This is a genomic window from Pseudomonas japonica, from assembly GCF_013522925.1.
GTDB lineage: Bacteria > Pseudomonadota > Gammaproteobacteria > Pseudomonadales > Pseudomonadaceae > Aquipseudomonas > Aquipseudomonas japonica_A.
The window spans coordinates 216093-230928 of record NZ_JAAMQU010000007.1 but is presented as its reverse complement, the minus strand read 5'-3'; the positions used below and the strand labels follow the sequence as shown (position 1 = coordinate 230928).

Genomic DNA, 14836 nt, shown 5'->3' with positions numbered 1-14836 from the left:
TTATAAATAAACCGTATTTAAAGTTCGCGTAAGCCTATGCTGCAATGGAAGTTGAACTAAATTCAGGAGGAATTTGCATGAGTTATAATGCCGGTATTATAAAGCGATTCGATGACGAAACTAACGGCCTGGAAGGGGATTATTGGCTGGAGTCCTTGAAGGACGACTCTCCGATACTTATCCGTGAGCTTGCTTCGTCGGATCGGGAACGGGACCTTCTTTTTTTCGAGGCCCTTGGCAAGGATACTCCGCATTTTCGGTTCCTCGCTTCGTTCAGCGACCTCCACGGAACGCACAATCAGCTTATGGATGTGGGCTCCCCCAATCGCATGGCCTACATCGCCCTTGCTTACGAGGGGAACAAGCTGGCACAGATCGGAACAGCCCGCTATGGGGCCTTTGAAGGCGATGCGCACTGCGAGTTTGCGATAGCGGTGTCCGAGGCCTGGCAGCGCCGAGGTGTGGCAACTGCGTTGATGCAACATTTGATGGACACTGCCACGCGCCAGGGCTTTCGGAAAATTTCCTCGATGGACGCTTCCGGCAACCAGGAAATGCAGTTTCTTGCCGACAGTATGGGATTCACCAGCCGGCAAGACGAGCAACATGGCCCCAGGGTATTTCATGAGTATGTCTTGCAGTAGGGCTTTAAGTAATAATTCCGGGCTATTTATTTATCCAGCTGTTCGATTGATGCGTTGTCGTGGAAGTTTCGGCAGGGCTTGTACTTCATCCGAAGTTGCTAGTTCCATGGCCATCAAATCCGGATATCCATCAACACCCGTGTGGGCCCGCTCTGGTGTTCGATATAGGCACTTACCCGATCCCCGACCCGTTGGAAGGTAATGTCCACGCTGTAGTCCCCGAACTGAAGGTGGCGCATCTTGAGCCAGTCGATCCCGGCCGGCAGTTGCGGGTCGGTGACGATTACCCGAGCCTGGCGGGCATCGATCTGAATGCCCAGGCACGCTTGCAGCAACATGAACGCCGACCCTGCTGCCCATGCCTGTGGCAGGCAGGCCACTGGATACGGCGTGGGTGCTTCGCATGGGGCGGTTCGGGCAAAGCCACAAAACAGCTCAGGCAGGCGCATGTCGAAGTGCACTGCCGCTTCGAAGATCCCGGACAACAGCTGCTCTGCCCCGGCCTGCCCGCCATATCGGGCGATGCCTGCGGCGCAGAGGGCCACGTCGTGTGGCCAGACCGAGCCGTTGTGGTACGACATCGGGTTGTACCGTGCTTCCTCCATGCCGAGCGTGCGCACACCCCAGCCACTGTGAAGTGGCGGGCTGAGCAGTTTGCGGGCCACCAGCCGCCCGCGTTCCGGGCGCGGCAGCCCAGTGAACAACAGGTGCCCGGGGTTGGAGCCGCACACCTGGCACTGCTTGCCCCGGCCATCCAGGGCCAGAGCATAAAACTGCTGCTCTTCCATCCAGAAGCAGCGCTCCACGGCTTCGCGCATGGCTTCGGCCCGGGCGGCCCAGTGCTGCGCAGGCTCGGGTTGCCCGCGCATTTCGCACAGCTGGGCCATGCTCAGGTAGGCGCCATAGGCGTAGCCCTGGACCTCAACCAGCGCAATCGGCCCTTCAGGTGAACCGCCGTTGGCCAGGGATACCGAATCATGGCTGTCTTTCCAGCCCTGGTTGGCGAGCCCGCTGGTTTCACCGCGGGCATAGCTGACAAAGCCATCCCTGTTGTTCACGGCGTTGCTTTCAATCCATTGCGCCGCCAGCTCGAGTGCCGGCCACAGCGTTTCGATAAAGGCATGGTCCAGGGTACGCCGTGCGTAAGCCCCCGCCAGCATCACGAACAGCGGCGTGGTATCGACCCCGCCGTAGTAGCGCCCAAAGGGCAATTCGTTGAGCGAGGACATTTCGCCCTTGCGGGTCTCGTGCATGATCTTGCCTGGCTCGGCGTCCCGAAACGTGGACACTTCCCGGGCCTGATGCAGTCCAAGATAGCCCAGCACGCCTTTGGCCATCGCTGGGTTGATCCACAACAGCTGATACGCCGTGATGACCGCATCTCGCCCGAACGGCGTCGAAAACCACGGGGTGCCGGCGTAGGGATAGGGGCCGGTGGGGAGGTCGGACGTCAGCAGCGCCAGGTCGGCGCGGGATTTGTCCAGCCAGCCCTGAAACAGCCTGCCCGACACCTTGAAGGTTGCGCCACGTCGCTGCTTGGCCTTCATCGCACTACGGGCCCGCGCCGCAGCGGCGCGGAACCGCAGCCGGGACGGTATTTCGGGCGCTGCGCCGATTTCGATGTACAGGGATTCCTGGGCGCGCGCCGCCACCTTGATGGCAAACAGGGCGCTGCGCTCATCAAGGCGAGCAGGTGACGTCGAAAAACTGATGGCGACGTCTCGTTTTTTGCGGTCCAGCCCTACATAGCCAAACTTCACCTGCCGGGCGCCCACCACAGGCACTGCCTGGGTCCCTCGGCTGGCCCGGCGCGCACCCCGGACTTCGAACATGTCCCTGAAATCGGCCGCGAATTCCAGCCGCAGAGGTACCACCGAAGAGCGATCGCTGTAATTGACCAGGCTGACGCACTCGAACAGGCGCTGGTCCCAGATCAGCCGTTTGCGTTCAATGTGCAACACGCCTTGAGGCAATTTGTCCTCTCCCAGCGCCGGGAGTGCATGGTTGGTCAGGTGCGAAATGAAATAAACATTGTCCTGGCTGACCTTTGCCGACAGCAAGGAAGGCCGTTGACCGGCCAGGGTGAGGCGGTAGCGGGACAATATCCGAGTATCGTCGCGGAACAAGCCGTCTTCACCGCCGTAAACGTCGCCGTAGGCGTCCGCCACGTGCAAGGTGTCATCGCTGAGCAGCACGAAGATACCCTCGGGCACGGCGGTGCCCGGCTCAGAGGGATGCAGCGCCGCCTCGCCATAGGTCAAGCGCGTGGGCATTGGCTCAGGCCGTCCGCTTGAAAGGGATCAGCGGTTGCGAGGCCAGGACTCTTTCGTAAGAGGCAACGTACTGCGTGGCCATCACCTGCGCCGAGAACCGCGCCTCGAACGTGCGGCGAACCTGACGTCGGTCCAGTTCCAGCGCATGGCTTATGGCACGAACGGCCTGGGGCTCGTTGTCGACGATAAAACCGGTTACGCCTTCGTCGATGATTTCGGGTACCGACCCGCAACGCCAGGCGATCACGGGTGTGCCGCAGGCCATGGCCTCAATCATCACCAGCCCAAAGGGCTCCGGCCAGTCGATCGGGAACAGCAACGCCTGGGCATTGCCGAGGAATTCGCTTTTCTGGGCATCGTCGATCTCGCCAAGGAACTCGATCAGCGGGTGGTCGAGCATCGGCTTGATCACGGCATCGAAGTAGTCTTTGTCCGCGTTATCCACCTTGGCCGCGAGCTTGAGCGGCATGCCGGCGGCAATGGCAATGGCGATGGCACGGTCGGGGCGTTTTTCTGGGGAAATACGCCCTAGAAACGCCAGGTAGCCGCCGGCTCGGTAACTGGGCGTATAGGCGTCCAGGGCGAGGCCGTGAGGAATGGTTTCGTGCCAGTTGGCATGCGGCAGCGCAATGCGCTGATGGTCGGAAATAGACACCAGCGGAAAGTCACTCCAGCGCTGGTACGCCCCGCTCAGGTCGTTCATGTCGAGGCGGCCGTGCAACGTAGTGAGCGTGCGATCGGCCATGGTTTCGAAAAACGGGAAGTGCAGCAGGTCGATATGGAAGTGCACGATGTCGAACTCATGGGCCCGGCGCTTGACGTCGTGCAGCATGCTGAGGTGGCTTGCAAGGTCGGACTTGAACGGTTCCGGGTCGAGCCTGAGTGGGTGGGCTCGCCCCGTTACCCGTGTGGCTTTCGTTCCTTCGCTGCCTGCGGCAAATAGTGTGACCTGGTGGCCAAGGTCGACGAGTGCATCGGTCAAATGAGCGACCACCCGTTCAGTGCCGCCATAGAGGCGTGGCGGTACTGCCTCGTACAGAGGGGCTATTTGCGCAATCTTCATTGTCTGTCTCCGTTGATGAGTAAACAGAGTCAGAAAAGGCAAAGGCGACCGGCGATTAGCAGGCTGGATTTTAGGGACGCTGCCAACAGGAGAGTAAGCGTACCGTCAATAGTTCAACCCAGCCTGCGGGGTGGCGTTGAACAGGGTCGGCGTGTGCGGCCGGGCCAAACCCCGGCCGCAGCTACCTCTGTCTTCGCAGTGTGTTATCCAGTCGGGTTCAGGCCTTGATAAACATCATCCACCGGTTGGTAGCCAAGCCAGGCCCGTGCGCCGCTGAGGTCCCAGACCGTGCCGTAGTTGGCGGATACGCCATTGATGATCACGTGCGAGGCTGGCCAGTGCGCGGCGCTGGCGCCCAGGGCCGCGAGGAACAGCGCCTCGAAGTCCCGGTTGGATAGCCACATACCGCGGAACCAGCGCAGTGCGCGCTCGGCGGAGCTGTCAAGGTGGTCCTGCCCGGCCTTGCTGCCGGGTGCGCCGGAATGCGTAATATCGGCGGGGTCATTCGCCCCCGGCAGCACCCATCCTACCCGAATCGACACGCAGCTGAGCGTCCCAGCCGTGGCCTGGGCAATGGCGCTGCAGAGCTTCTCGCAGGTGATCTTCGAGCTGCCGTAGGCCAAAGAGTGAACCTCACGCGCCCCGTCGAACCAGCGGGTGCCGGGAGCGGGGGATAGCTCGGTGGTGAGCATGCCCGGGCCCAGGCCGGCGGCATAGGGCTCGTCCTTGTACGCCCCCATCGCATGATTGGAAGAGGCGAACACCAGCCGGCGTACCCCGTGCTCGACCGCCGCCTGCAGGAGGTTCAGGGTCATGTCACAGGACGCCAGAGCGTCCTGCCAACTCGAATCGGGCAAAGGGCTGGCGGCGGCAAAATGCACCACGGCCTCAATCCCCGCCAGGGCGCCACGCCAGCTGCCATTGGCGTCGGCGAGGTCCGCTTGCAACAACGTCAGTCGCGCCTGGGCGGTGGTAGAGAATGCGACTTGGGCGGTATTCAAATCAAGCCCTACGATGCGCTCGCAGCCCGGTACCCGGGCCAGTGCCTCGATCATCTTTCGGCCCAGATTACCGGTGGCGCCAGTGACCAGGACGGCCCTTGGAAAAGGAGTGCTCTGCATCAGGGATGTACCTCTGTGGGCGATAGCGTGTAGGCCGACCATTGGAATGGGCGTTGTCGTGCGGGGGTGCTCCCGTGGGAACGGACGCTCTCGCAGAGTGCAGCGGGCACCGCAGTCAGCGCGCCGGGTAGGCCCTAACAAGCGTAGCCCCTCAGCCCCGGCTAAGTCTTCGCCAGTAGATTGTGCTGCACGCCTGCCGGCGCCTGTATTGAGGGGAAGACGATGAAGCAGCATGCAACCGCCTGGTTGAACAAGGTCCCAGAGGTGACGCTTTCGTTCTGGGTGATCAAGATCATGTCCACCACCGTGGGCGAAACCACGGCAGACTACCTGGCGGTGGATGCGGGGTTCGGTCAAGGGCCTACCACTGCGGCGATGTTCGCGCTGCTTGCCATAGTGCTGGCCAGCCAGCTGCGCACCCGGGCCTATACGCCCTGGCTCTACTGGCTGAGCGTTGTGCTGGTGAGCATTGTGGGTACCCAGATCACTGACATTCTCACAGACAGCTTGAATGTCAGCCTCTACACCAGCACGGCCCTCTTTGCTATCGCCCTCGCTGCCACTTTCTGGGCATGGTATGCGACGGAACAGACCCTTTCGATCGCGGCGATCACCACGCGCCGTAGAGAACTTTTTTACTGGTTGGCGGTGCTGTGCACGTTTGCGCTGGGTACAGCGGCCGGTGACCTGGCGACCGAAGCCCTTGGCCTGGGCTTTACGATAGGTGCGTGCGTATTCAGTGCCCTGCTGGCGGTAGCCTTTGCCGCGTATCGTCTGGGCGCACACCCCGTGTTCATCTTCTGGGTGGCATACATCCTCACGCGCCCCTTTGGCGCCTCCCTGGGCGATTTGCTGACCCAGGCGAAGCAGTATGGAGGCCTGGGCATGGGCGCCGCCCTGACCAGCGCGGTCTTTCTCACCGTCATTGTGCTGCTGGTCGCCGTTGCGCAGATCCACGCCAGCCAGCAAAAGCAAAAAAATACCCCCTGATAGCCCTCATCATCGGAGTTTCTATGTGCTTGTCGAAAACTACGTTCAACCGTGTTGCGATGCTGTCCCTGATGACAGCCATGATATTGTCCGGCGGCTGCTCCAAACCCCCCAGCGATACCAAGGCAGCCGCTGCGGTGCCATCCGTCCAGGCGGTTCAAGGCACCCAGCTCGGTGACCTGAGTGGATTCAAAAGCATTGCCCAGGACGTCGCCAGGCGGGTCGCTGAAAACGACCTCCCTGGGGCGAAAACCCGCATCAAGGATTTGGAACTGTCGTGGGATGAAGCGGAGGCGGGGATCAAGCCTCGCGCGGCGTCGGACTGGCACCGCCTGGACAAGGCGATCGACAAGGCCCTGGATGCGCTTCGGGCCAACAGCCCCGCGCAGAGTGATTGCGAGGCTGCGATGACTAACCTGCTGAGTACATTCAGCGATCTTGAGGGCAAGCATTAACTGGCCCGACAGTGGAGAGAGGCATGCGGGTATTGCTCGTCGAAGACGACCCCATGATCGGCGAAGCCGTCCGGGCGGCGCTCAAGGATCAAAGTTATGCGGCTGACTGGGTCAGGCATGGCGCCATGGCGATGGCTTCGCTGGACGCGCAGCGCTACGATCTGGTGCTGCTCGACCTGGGCCTTCCCGGCTGGGACGGGTTGGCGGTGCTGGCGCATATACGGGGGCGGGGCGACCAGGTCCCGCTGATTATCATCACCGCCAGGCACGGCGTCGACGATCGCTTGAAAGGCCTTGATGGCGGTGCCGACGATTACGTACTCAAGCCGTTTGAAATGGTGGAGTTGCTTGCTCGCATTCGTGCGGTCTTTCGCCGCAAAGGCGGGGACGCGCGACCGATGCTGAGCAACGGGGTATTGTGCCTTGATCCCGTATCCAAGGTGGCCAGCGCCGACGGTGGCATTGACGTCCAGCTCTCCAATCGTGAATTTGCGCTGCTGCAGGCGCTGATGATCCGGCCGGGCGCCATTCTTTCCCGTGGCGAACTCGAGGACCGGATCTATGGGTGGGGAGAAGAGGTCGAGAGTAACGCGGTGGAATACATCATTCATGCACTACGCCGCAAACTCGGGAACCATGTGATCAAGAACGTCAGGGGTTTGGGATGGATGGTCTCAAAAGGCGGCTGACCGACTCTGTCCAGCTCAGGCTTTCACTATCGCTTTCTCTGGTCATTCTGGTAATCGCCCTGGTCACAGGGGTGGTGAGCTATTTGTCCTCATTCAACGAGTCGTTGCAGATGCAGGACAAGGCTCTACGGCAGGTTGCGGTACTGTTCGAACGTCAGCACATGGCGTTGTCTTATCCGCGAGTGAACACCGCCATCCCGGACGATGACGAGGAGTCTCGGGTGATCGTGCAGTACCTGGCTGATGGCCAGAACGCCCCGGCCGCTTCCGAGGCGGGCGTTCCGATACCGTTGCCCCCTTCGCTGCCAGACGGGCTTTCAACCCGGGCGGTGGGTGGCGAGCCGTTTCGGGTACTGGTCAAAACCCTGGGCACGGGTGAACGCATCGCCGTGGCACAGGAAATTGACAGCCGTGACCGCGATGCCCGGGAAAGCGCCTGGCACAGCCTGCTCCCGTTTGCCATTCTCTTTCCCGCATTGTTGCTGGTAGTTGCCGACCTGGTGCGCCGGCTGTTTCGGCCAATCGCTACCTTGGCCAGGGAGATCGATGAGCGGGGCGAACAGGAGCTTCATCCGGTTGACCTGGCCCACGTACCCTTCGAGGTCACCCCTTTCGTGCTGGCCATCAACAGGCTGCTGGCGCGTGTGGTTCAGGCCAGGGAGATCGAGCGGCAGTTCGTAGCCAATGCCGCGCACGAATTAAGGTCGCCACTTGCAGCGCTGTCCCTGCAAGCGGAGCGCCTGGCCGCTGCACCTATGTCTGCGATGGCACAGGAGCGCTTCATCACCCTTCAAGGGGGTATTGAAAGGGCCAGGAACCTGGTTCATCAGCTTCTGGCGTTAGCGGGGGCGCAGGCGGGGGCGTCGACGGTGAATGAGCCGGTTTCAGTGAAGGCGGTGTACCGCAGGGTACTGGAAGACCTGTTGCCCCTTGCTGAAATAAAAAATATTGATATTGGCGTAGTCGGGGAACAAGACTGCCTCGTGATGATCAGCGAGATCGACCTGCTGACCCTCGTCAAGAACCTGGCCGATAACGCCATTCGATATACCCCGGCCGGGGGGCGCGTGGATCTGGCGGTCTATCCTCAGAACGCCGGGGCACTCCTGGAGGTCATCGACACCGGGCCTGGCATCTTGGGCGAGCATCTGGAACGGATATTCGAGCCATTCTATCGGGTGTTGGGCAGCAACGAAGAGGGTTCGGGCCTGGGGCTGTCAATCGTCAGAGCCATTGCGCAGCGCAATGGCGCGCGGGTTGCTGTAGACAACGTGGGCGACCCTGCCGGGCATGGGTTGCGGGTGCAGGTCTGGCTACCCTCGCACCGTTAGGCCCTCACCATAGTTTCGTCAGGTTCGCCGGCAGGAAGGATGCAGGCGTTTCCGTTCACCTGTACACGTACGCGGCTGCCAGCCGCCGGGGTGGTCATTTCTGCACTACGTACCACTACTGTCGGGTCGCCTGCTGCTTCTAACCTGACCGTCGACGTTGAGCGTTCACCGCAAAAATCGTGCTCCACTACCTGGCCCCATGCGCCTTTATCTCCAGGCTGGTTGCTCAGTACCAGTTGTTCGGGCCGCAACAGGATACGGCCCCGCCGGGCGTGCCCATAAGTGTGGGTGGGAAGCTCACCGAGGGCGCACTGTGCAACCCAGCCTTCAATGGCTGCCGGAAGAATGACTGCATCGCCCAAAAAGAGCGCTGTTTGTTCATCGATGGGCTTCAGGTAAAGGTCCCTCGGGGGGCCTGACTGAACGATCTGCCCTTGGCGCATAACTGCCAGCGTGTGTGCGAAGGACAATGCCTCTGCTTGATCATGGGTGACCAGGATCGTTGTAATACCTGCGGCTTCGAGCACCTGGCTAACCATCTTGCGCATGGTTGAACGCAAGCCCGTATCAAGGGCCGAAAAAGGTTCGTCCAACAACATCAGGCGCGGGCGCTGAGCCAGCGCACGGGCCAGGGATACCCGCTGTTGCTGCCCCCCGGATAGCTCATGAGGCCAACGATTGGCCAGTTCGGGCCCCAGTTGAACCTGATCGAGCAATTCCCTTATGCGTGCCTGCTTATCCTCACGGCGATCACGCAGGCCGAAGCCTATGTTGTCGCCCACCCGCAGGTGAGGAAAGAGCGCGCCGTCCTGCGGAACATAGCCGATCATGCGTTTGTGCGGCGCAACATCAATGTTGTCGTTCACCAGTATCTGGCCATCGACCTCGACACTGCCGGTATCGGGCTGTTCAAAGCCCGCAATGATCCGCAGCAGGGTGGACTTGCCTGAGCCTGAGGGGCCGACGATGGCCAGGCGTTCGCCGCTGTTTATCGAGAGGTTGATGTTGTGCAGCGCGGTACGCCCACCGAAGCGTTTGCAAATTGAAGTGAGTCTGAAAACATTCATCGGCCGGCTGTCCGCTTGGATTGCTGATAGAGAAGGGCAGTCATTGGTATAGACAGCAGCACCATCAACAAGGCGTAGGGCGCCGCTGCGGCGTAATCGATTTCGCTGGTCATGGCCCAGAAGCCAGTGGCCAATGTACGGGTGCCACTGGGCGCGAGCAGTAAGGTCGCGGTGAGTTCGTTGGCAATGGCCAGGAACACCATCGCCGCGCCTGCCGCGGCGCTCGGTGCCGCCAGGCGGAAGGTAATCAGGAACAGCGCCTGGTATCGGGGGCGCCCCAGGCTGCATGCCATGTTTTCAAGCTCTACCGGTGCCTGTGCAATGCCGACGCGCAGGCTTATCAATGCCCTGGGCAGAAATAGCAGGAGATAGGCGACCAACACAGTTGTGATGGTTTGATAGAGGGACGGCGCAAAGCGAATCGTCCAAGTGACCAGCGCCAATGCGACCGTTATCCCGGGAAGGGCACTGGTGAGGTAGTTGCATCCTTCCAGCAGCCGCTGCAGCCGGCCAGGCTTGCGCACACTAAGCCATGCGATGGGAAAGGCAGCAAGCGTGGTTACCGCTGCGCCAGCCCCTGCAAACAGCAGGGTTTGTTGCAATGCCTGCCCCAGCGCGGGTGACTGCCAGACCGGCAGGCCACCGGCCAATAGCCAGGAGCCGATCGTCAGCAAGGCCACGCCGAGCGATAGCAGCACAGTGATAGCGCACAGCCCAAACGCCGCCATATGCCACGGAAGGCTGAGCGCAATCGGCGTTTGCGCCCGTGCCGCACCGCTGCCGAGCCGCGCGTATCGCACGCGGCCACGTAATTGGGTTTCTCCGACCAGCAGCGGGAGGCACATAAGTACGAGAATACTGGTCAGCACTTGCGAAGCGGGGCCGTTGAAGGTGGTCTTGAACTGGTCGAGGATCGCCGTGGTGAACGTATCGAACCGGATCATCGCATACAGGCCGAACTCGGCCAGCAAGTGCAGCGCTACCAACAGCGCCCCACCGCCAATGGCCAGGCGAAGCTGGGGCAGCACAATGCGGAAAAACACGTGGACGGAGGTGAGCCCCAAGGTTTTGGCAACATCCTCTATGGCCGGATCAACCCGTCGCAGGGCAGCTGCAACCGGTAGAAATACGAAAGGAAAATAGGCAATCACAGACAGCAGCACGCCTGCTGGCAAGCCATGCAGCGCTGGAAACAGGCTGACCCACGCATAGCTTTGCACGAACGCAGGTATGGCCAGGGGGGCCACGGCTAAAACAGACCAGGCGCGCCGCCCCGCAATAGCGGAACGCTCGGTCAGCCACGCCAGCGCTACGCCCAGCGTCAGAGTAATCGGCAGTGCCAGCACCAGCAGCAACAGGGTGTTGATCAGCAACTCGCCAACGCGTGGTCGCAAAATCAACGCCATGATGGTTGGCCAGCCGCTTTCGAAGGTGACATACCCCAACATGAACAGTGGCAACAGCGCCACCGCCGACACGCAAGCAGAAAGGCTATAAAGGCTGGCATGGCCGAGTTTGCTCCTTCTGAACCGACGCCGTTGAGCGTTACCCGCTGATATCGCAGGCGTACCGGATACCTCGAGCATCGGTTACAGCAGCCCCGCTTCGGTCATCAGTGCCACCACCTTCTTGCTGTCGAGCCTGGACGCGTCGAGGGTCGGGGCGTTCAACTCTTTTAGTGGAACCAACGCCGTGTTGGAGCTGGCGTTCTCACCCACTGCATACTCGAACGAGTTGCCCTCGCGCAGAACAGCCTGGCCGCCCTTGCCGGTCACCCATTTCAAAAAAGCCTGCGCTTCGTCGCCGTGGTGGCTGGTTTTGAGCACGCCACCTCCGGAAATACTGATGAAAGCGCCCGGGTCCTGGTTGCGGAAATATTGAATCGATACGTTATTGCTGTTTTCGCCGGTTTTTGCCTGGTCGACAAACCGGTAATAGTGATAGATCACGCCGCTGTCGATCTGGCCGGCATTCACCGCCTTGAGCACCGCCGAATTGCCTCGGAACATAGTAGCGTTGGCCTTCATTGCCTTGAGCCAGCCGAGCGTTGCTGCCTCACCTTTGAGTTCGAGCATTCCGGCAACGATGGCCTGGAAGTCGCCACCGGTAGGCGATGCGCCCCAGCGGCCTTTCCAGGCCGGCTGGGCCAGGTCCATGATCGACCCCGGCAGGGCCTTGTCGCTGAGCTTTTTCGGGTTGTAGACAAATACCGTGGAACGCGCGGCGATGCCCACCCAATGGGCGTTCGCGGGGCGGTAAGGCGCCGCCACTTGCTCACGGGTTTCGGGTAGCAGAGGCGCGAACATCCCGGCGCTGTCAACCAGCACCATGGCGGGCGAGTTTTCGGTCAGAAATACGTCTGCCGGTGACGCAGAACCTTCCTGAAGGATCTGGTTCGCAAGCTCGGTATCGTCGCCATTGCGCACGGTGACGTGGATTCCTGTTTCCTTGGTAAACCCTTCCACCCAGGCCTTGGCAAGGCTTTCGTGCTGAGCGTTATAGATGACAAGCGAAGCGTTTTCAGCCGCCGAGGCCTGGCCTGCAGCCGCCAAGGCCGCGACTATCGCCGCAAGAATGCACGCGCGGGGTATACCAGAGCACATTTCAAAGGTCCTTTTTAACGGCATTACGAATTGTTTAGATTGACCGGCGCGCATTCTGGAGCGCGGAAAGTAAAAGGAATGTGATGGGGATCGTCATAGTTGGTTAACCCAGTCAGATCCGAGGGCGACCTTGGCGTGACAGTTACAGTGCCCTTCACAATGCTTAAATAAAGATGTGACAAAATTTTCATAACGGTTCGTAAAGCATCCATGGAGCGTTATACCCGGCCCAAGGACTTACTCGGTGGCTGGCTAGTTCTACGAGAAGAAAGACAGGGACTCATGGAATGAAAGTCACCGTTTTTGGAACCGGCTACGTAGGCCTTACCCAAGCCGTCTGCCTTGCGCAGGTGGGCCATAGCGTATGCTGCATAGACGTGGACGAGCACAGAGTCGCCTTGCTCAGTGACGGCGTGTGCCCCATCTACGAGCCCGGGCTTGCCCCGATGCTGCAGAAGAACCTGCAGCTCGGCCGTCTGCACTTCACCACGAGCGCGACTGCAGGCGTTGCATTCGCCCAGCTGATCTTTGTGGCCGTCGGCACGCCACCCCTCGCGGACGGCAGCGCAGACCTGCGCGCAGTGTTTTCAGTGATAGACACACTCTCGGCAAATGCCGAGGCTGCCAAGGTGATCGTGAACAAATCCACGTCCCCGGTCGGCACCGTAGACCGTATCAAAGCCAGGCTTGAACAGCTCGGCGGCCCTGCGTCGGGCTCCCAGGTGGTGTGCAATCCAGAGTTTTTGAAGGAGGGCTCGGCGGTAGAAGACTGCATGCGGCCGGATCGAATTATCATTGGCGGCGCAGCGGCGGAGGCTGTGGAGTTGCTGCGTGAGCTGTATCAGCCCTTTAGCCGCAACCGCGAGAAGTTAATGCTGATGGATGCTCGCAGCGCGGAACTTACCAAATACGCAGCCAACTGCATGTTGGCGACAAAAATTTCCTTTATCAATGAAATGGCCAACCTCGCGGATACGTTGGGCGCGGATATAGAAATGGTGCGCCGCGGTATTGGTTCTGACCCGCGCATAGGTTATGACTTTATCTACCCCGGTTGCGGGTTCGGGGGTTCATGTTTCCCCAAAGACCTGCGGGCCCTGATCCAGGCCTGCGATGCCCACGGCGTGGAGGCCCCTGTAGCGCGCGCAGTGGAAGCGGCCAACACCGCCCAGAAGCTGCGGATGTTTGAAAAAATCCACGCTCATTATCGGGGGGCGCTCAGCGGTAAAACATTCGCCGTGTGGGGCTTGGCATTCAAGCCCAACACCGACGACATCCGCGAAGCTTCAAGCCTTGTTCTGCTGCAGGCGCTCTGGAATGCCGGCGCGCTGATACACGCCCACGATCCCCAGGCGATGGAAGCGGTGCGGCAGCATTATGGTGAACGCTCCGACCTCAGGCTCGCACCCACTAAGGAAGAAGCTCTTGCGGGCGCCGATGCGTTGTTGATCGTGACCGAATGGCAGGATTATCGGGTAATGGATCTGGAAGCGGTGCCCAGACAACTGGCGGATCGGGTGGTGTTTGATGGCCGTAACCTCTTTGAACCCGAGCAGATGGCCGCCGTTGGCCTCACGTACTACGGCGTGGGACGCGGCGAGGCATTACCGCAATGACCGTGCTTATTACCGGCGTAGCAGGGTTCATTGGCTTCCATATGGCACGCAAGCTGTGCGCCCAAGGTATGCGGGTAGTGGGTATCGATAACCTGAACGGGTATTACAGCGTGCATTTGAAGCGCGCGCGCCTCGAACAGCTACAGCGCTATCCCGGCTTCGAATTCCAGCAGATGGATATCGTGGATAAAACCGCCTTGCTGGGCCTCTTTGCAAACCGGGGTTTTACGGAAGTGGTTCACTTGGCGGCACAGGCCGGGGTGCGCTATTCCATTGATAACCCCAGCGCTTATGCCGATGCCAACCTGGTCGGGTTCTTGAATGTGCTTGAAGCTTGCCGGGCCTACCCAGTGAACCACCTTGTGTATGCGTCAAGCAGTTCAGTGTACGGGGCAAACAGCAAGTTGCCGTTCAGTGTTGCAGATCCCGTGGAACAGCCCGTCTCGCTGTATGCGGCCAGCAAGCGGGCTAACGAACTCATGGCGTACAGTTATTCCCACCTGTACCGGATCCCGGCCACCGGGCTGCGGTTTTTCACGGTGTACGGGCCTTGGGGGCGCCCAGACATGGCGCTCTTCAAATTTACCGAAGCCATCGTGAAGGGTGAGCCGATCGACGTCTATAACCATGGCGAGATGGCCCGGGATTTTACCTACATAGACGACATCATCGAGTCGATGTACCGCCTGCTGCCCAGGCCACCAGCCGTGGCGGAAGGGATAGCGCCCTGCCAACTCTTCAATATCGGACGAGGGGCGCCAGTAAAGCTCCTCGATTTTATCCAGTGCCTGGAAACAGCACTGGGTATTACAGCCAGGCGTAACTATCTGCCCCTTCAACCGGGCGACGTTCTACAAACGTGGGCAGACGTAACGGGCCTCGCGCGCTGGATCGGCTTCAGTCCCCAGGTGGGCGTGGAAGCAGGCGTGGGCGAATTCGTGCGCTGGTATCGGGCGTTTTATCTAGCCCGGCAGGCATAACCAG

Annotated in this window: 13 protein-coding genes; 7 read left to right on the top strand and 6 right to left on the bottom strand. The window is 60.4% G+C overall.

Annotation, left to right across the window (positions count from 1 at the left end; genetic code table 11):
* Positions 1-77: 77 nt before the first annotated feature.
* Positions 78-644: a GNAT family N-acetyltransferase gene (locus tag G7016_RS13590; protein WP_181115032.1), complete on the top strand. Its 567-nt coding sequence runs from the start codon at positions 78-80 to the stop codon at positions 642-644.
* A 113-nt stretch (positions 645-757) separates the two neighbouring features.
* On the opposite strand, the gene G7016_RS13585 is transcribed toward G7016_RS13590, so the two are convergent.
* The 3 genes from G7016_RS13585 to G7016_RS13575 form a co-directional block, all read right to left on the bottom strand.
* Positions 758-2917 (bottom strand): amylo-alpha-1,6-glucosidase, encoded by a 2160-nt coding sequence (locus tag G7016_RS13585; RefSeq protein ID WP_181115030.1) that lies wholly within the window; start codon positions 2915-2917, stop codon positions 758-760.
* Between the two features lie 4 nt (positions 2918-2921).
* Positions 2922-3980, bottom strand: coding sequence for a glycosyltransferase family 4 protein (locus G7016_RS13580; protein ID WP_181115028.1), 1059 nt, complete (start codon positions 3978-3980; stop codon positions 2922-2924).
* Between the two features lie 203 nt (positions 3981-4183).
* Entirely contained in the window at positions 4184-5101 is a 918-nt protein-coding gene (locus tag G7016_RS13575) for an NAD-dependent epimerase/dehydratase family protein (protein ID WP_181115026.1), read from the bottom strand.
* 222 nt (positions 5102-5323) lie between these two features.
* Here G7016_RS13575 and G7016_RS13570 point away from each other — a divergent pair, with 222 nt between their 5' ends.
* The 4 genes from G7016_RS13570 to G7016_RS13555 are packed head-to-tail and all read left to right on the top strand — an operon-like array spanning position 5324 to position 8566.
* Positions 5324-6091 (top strand): COG4705 family protein, encoded by a 768-nt coding sequence (locus tag G7016_RS13570; RefSeq protein WP_181115024.1) that lies wholly within the window; start codon positions 5324-5326, stop codon positions 6089-6091.
* Positions 6092-6114: 23 nt separating this feature from the next.
* On the top strand, positions 6115-6546 hold the full coding sequence (locus tag G7016_RS13565) for a hypothetical protein (protein ID WP_181115022.1): 432 nt from the start codon (positions 6115-6117) through the stop codon (positions 6544-6546).
* 23 nt (positions 6547-6569) lie between these two features.
* Entirely contained in the window at positions 6570-7235 is a 666-nt protein-coding gene (locus tag G7016_RS13560) for a response regulator transcription factor (protein WP_181115020.1), read from the top strand.
* Entirely contained in the window at positions 7211-8566 is a 1356-nt protein-coding gene (locus G7016_RS13555; protein ID WP_181115018.1) for an ATP-binding protein, read from the top strand. Before G7016_RS13560 ends, G7016_RS13555 begins: the two co-directional genes overlap by 25 nt.
* On the opposite strand, the gene G7016_RS13550 is transcribed toward G7016_RS13555, so the two are convergent.
* The 3 genes from G7016_RS13550 to G7016_RS13540 are packed head-to-tail and all read right to left on the bottom strand — an operon-like array spanning position 8563 to position 12236.
* The gene (locus G7016_RS13550) at positions 8563-9633 is read right to left on the bottom strand and encodes an ABC transporter ATP-binding protein (RefSeq protein ID WP_181115015.1); all 1071 of its coding nucleotides are present in this window, start codon (positions 9631-9633) and stop codon (positions 8563-8565) included. The two genes, G7016_RS13555 and G7016_RS13550, sit on opposite strands and share 4 nt — an antisense overlap.
* A complete protein-coding gene (locus tag G7016_RS13545) occupies positions 9630-11219 on the bottom strand; it encodes an ABC transporter permease (RefSeq protein WP_181115012.1) in 1590 nt (529 codons plus the stop codon). Before G7016_RS13545 ends, G7016_RS13550 begins: the two co-directional genes overlap by 4 nt.
* A 3-nt stretch (positions 11220-11222) precedes the next feature.
* Positions 11223-12236, bottom strand: a complete 1014-nt coding sequence (locus G7016_RS13540) for an iron ABC transporter substrate-binding protein (RefSeq protein WP_181115010.1) — start codon at positions 12234-12236, stop codon at positions 11223-11225.
* A gap of 287 nt (positions 12237-12523) precedes the next feature.
* On the opposite strand from G7016_RS13540, the gene G7016_RS13535 reads away from it, so the two are divergent.
* Both G7016_RS13535 and G7016_RS13530 read left to right on the top strand, forming a co-directional pair.
* Complete coding sequence (locus G7016_RS13535; protein WP_181115008.1) at positions 12524-13852, top strand: UDP-glucose dehydrogenase family protein; 1329 nt, start codon at positions 12524-12526, stop codon at positions 13850-13852.
* The gene (locus G7016_RS13530) at positions 13849-14832 is read left to right on the top strand and encodes an NAD-dependent epimerase (RefSeq protein ID WP_181115006.1); all 984 of its coding nucleotides are present in this window, start codon (positions 13849-13851) and stop codon (positions 14830-14832) included. The genes G7016_RS13535 and G7016_RS13530 overlap by 4 nt, the downstream gene beginning before the upstream one ends.
* Positions 14833-14836 lie beyond the last annotated feature (4 nt).

Excerpts from the sequence above, each read along its gene's own strand:
- G7016_RS13590 (WP_181115032.1), top strand. The coding sequence starts at position 78 with ATGAGTTATAATGCCGGTATTATAAAGCGATTCGATGACGAAACTAAC.
- G7016_RS13540 (WP_181115010.1), bottom strand. The coding sequence starts at position 12,236 with ATGTGCTCTGGTATACCCCGCGCGTGCATTCTTGCGGCGATAGTCGCG.
- G7016_RS13565 (WP_181115022.1), top strand. The coding sequence starts at position 6,115 with ATGTGCTTGTCGAAAACTACGTTCAACCGTGTTGCGATGCTGTCCCTG.
- G7016_RS13580 (WP_181115028.1), bottom strand. The coding sequence starts at position 3,980 with ATGAAGATTGCGCAAATAGCCCCTCTGTACGAGGCAGTACCGCCACGC.
- G7016_RS13545 (WP_181115012.1), bottom strand. The coding sequence starts at position 11,219 with ATGCTCGAGGTATCCGGTACGCCTGCGATATCAGCGGGTAACGCTCAA.
- G7016_RS13560 (WP_181115020.1), top strand. The coding sequence starts at position 6,570 with ATGCGGGTATTGCTCGTCGAAGACGACCCCATGATCGGCGAAGCCGTC.
- G7016_RS13535 (WP_181115008.1), top strand. The coding sequence starts at position 12,524 with ATGAAAGTCACCGTTTTTGGAACCGGCTACGTAGGCCTTACCCAAGCC.
- G7016_RS13530 (WP_181115006.1), top strand. The coding sequence starts at position 13,849 with ATGACCGTGCTTATTACCGGCGTAGCAGGGTTCATTGGCTTCCATATG.
- G7016_RS13570 (WP_181115024.1), top strand. The coding sequence starts at position 5,324 with ATGAAGCAGCATGCAACCGCCTGGTTGAACAAGGTCCCAGAGGTGACG.
- G7016_RS13555 (WP_181115018.1), top strand. The coding sequence starts at position 7,211 with ATGGATGGTCTCAAAAGGCGGCTGACCGACTCTGTCCAGCTCAGGCTT.
- G7016_RS13585 (WP_181115030.1), bottom strand. The coding sequence starts at position 2,917 with ATGCCCACGCGCTTGACCTATGGCGAGGCGGCGCTGCATCCCTCTGAG.
- G7016_RS13550 (WP_181115015.1), bottom strand. The coding sequence starts at position 9,633 with ATGAATGTTTTCAGACTCACTTCAATTTGCAAACGCTTCGGTGGGCGT.
- G7016_RS13575 (WP_181115026.1), bottom strand. The coding sequence starts at position 5,101 with ATGCAGAGCACTCCTTTTCCAAGGGCCGTCCTGGTCACTGGCGCCACC.